At 67.0% G+C, this 1,836-nt stretch carries 3 protein-coding genes; all 3 read right to left on the bottom strand.

Annotated features, from left to right (window positions below; all coding sequences use genetic code 11):
- Positions 1–812, bottom strand: an 812-nt coding sequence (dusA, locus tag AC1DU6_RS29660; RefSeq protein ID WP_477861593.1) for a tRNA dihydrouridine(20/20a) synthase DusA, incomplete at its 3' end; no start/stop codon positions are given.
- Positions 813–932: 120 nt separating this feature from the next.
- On the bottom strand, positions 933–1,514 hold the full coding sequence (locus AC1DU6_RS29655) for a lectin-like protein (RefSeq protein WP_457325510.1): 582 nt from the start codon (positions 1,512–1,514) through the stop codon (positions 933–935).
- An 86-nt stretch (positions 1,515–1,600) separates the two neighbouring features.
- Positions 1,601–1,836: enoyl-CoA hydratase/isomerase family protein (locus AC1DU6_RS29650; protein ID WP_477861591.1), on the bottom strand; the 236-nt coding region annotated here is incomplete at its 5' end.

Below are 1,836 nucleotides of genomic sequence, written 5' to 3'. Positions count from 1 at the left end.
GCGTGGCGCATCGCATGGGACCAGGAGCGGCCAGCGGCATGCACGCGATCCAGGTAATCCAGCCAGGCGTCTTCGACCTGCTCGCGCGACGCCGCCGGGTCAGGCTGGCCGAAGAAGCGCGAGTCCCACTGCGCCATGCTCCAGGGCTCGTGATAGGCCTCGCGGCCGATCATGACGCCGTCCAGCACGGCCAGCTGCTCGGCGATCTGGTCCGGCGTCTTCAGGCCGCCGTTGATGGCGATGGTCAGCTGCGGGAATTCGCGCTTGAGCTKCTCCACCAGCTCGTAGCGCAGCGGTGGGATCTCGCGGTTTTCCTTCGGAGAAAGGCCCTGCAGCCAGGCATTGCGGGCATGCACGATGAAGACTTCGCAGCCGGCCTCGGCAACGGTGGCGACGAAGTCGCGGACGAAGTCGTAGCTCTCAATCTTGTCGATGCCGATGCGGTGCTTGACGGTGACCGGCAGCGAGGTGGCATCGCGCATGGCCTTGACGCAGTCGGCCACCAGCTGGGGTTCGGCCATCAGGCAGGCCCCGAAGGCGCCCTTCTGCACTCGCTCGCTGGGGCAGCCGCAGTTCAGGTTGACCTCGTCATAGCCCCAGCGCTCGGCAAGCCTGGCGCAGGCGGCCAAGTCGGCGGGATCGCTGCCACCCAGCTGCAGCGCGACCGGGTGTTCGGTGTCGTTGAAGTCGAGATGGCGCGGCTGGTCGCCATGCAGCAAGGCGCCGGTCGTCACCATCTCGGTGTAGAGCAGCGCATGGCGGGTGATGAGCCGATGGAAATGGCGGCAATGGCGATCGGTCCAGTCCATCATCGGCGCGACGGACAGGCGCCAGGGAGAAAAAGCAGTCACGCAGCGGATTATCCCGGCCCGCAAATGGCAACGCCCGCGTCGGGCTGACGCGGGCGTTGAGAAATGCTGAACCGTGAGGGCTTAGCGGTTGCGGCGGCGGGACACGCCAACGCCCGCCAGGGCGGCCGCCATCACCAGGGCCAGGCTGGCCGGCTCGGGCACGGTGCCGGGGGCGGCGCTGAACTCGACCAGATAGCCGTTGATCTGGCCAGCATTGCCCGGGCCGCCGTGGTCGTTCCAGCCCATGACGGCGCCGAAGTTGGTCTGCAGGTAGTTCTCGCCACCGCAGCAGTTGTTCGGCTCGCCCGGATTCCAGCTGGTGTAGGTCAAGGCCTGGCCGTTCTCGGGACCATCACGCCAGGTGAAAGTGCCTTCATTGCCGGCGTCCGAAGCGCCCAGCCATGCCAGGATGCCACCGGCCACGGTGACGGAAGCGAAGCGGTTTTCGCCGGCGCTGGTGATGGTGGCCAGGTAGCCGGTCATGCCCAGATAGCTCGCGCTCTGGGCCGCCGTGAAGGCATCGTCCCAGCTGACGTTGGCGTCGAAGAACTCGTAGTAGTGGTCATTGCCGCCGGAGGCGGAATCCCACAGCACCGGCGAGGCTTGGGCAGCCTGGCCGAACAGGCCGGTGGCCAGCAAGGCCGTCATGAGCACTTTGCGCATTGTTGTCTCCGTCGAACGTGAAAAATTTTCGCGAGTGTGTGGAGATGCCCGCGCCAGGCCAACCCCCGATCCAGGGGGCGACAGCTTCAGCTCAGGTCGCGCAACGGATGCTCGTTCGCAGGCCAGGGACTGACGAAGAAGGCGGCCACCTCACCCGCGTCCAGATCGGCGACCGAGGCTGGGCTCCAGCGCGGTGCGTGATCCTTGTCGACCGCCAGCGCGCGAATGCCTTCGACGGTCTCGCTGCGGGCCGCGCCGCGCAAATGGAAGGCGTGGTGCACCAGATCACGCTCCAGGCGCAGATCGTCGGCCAGGCCGAGCT

Source organism: Roseateles sp. P5_B10, assembly GCF_056400485.1.
The sequence above is the reverse complement of the archived record's forward strand: the minus strand, read 5'-3'. Positions and strand labels throughout refer to the sequence as shown.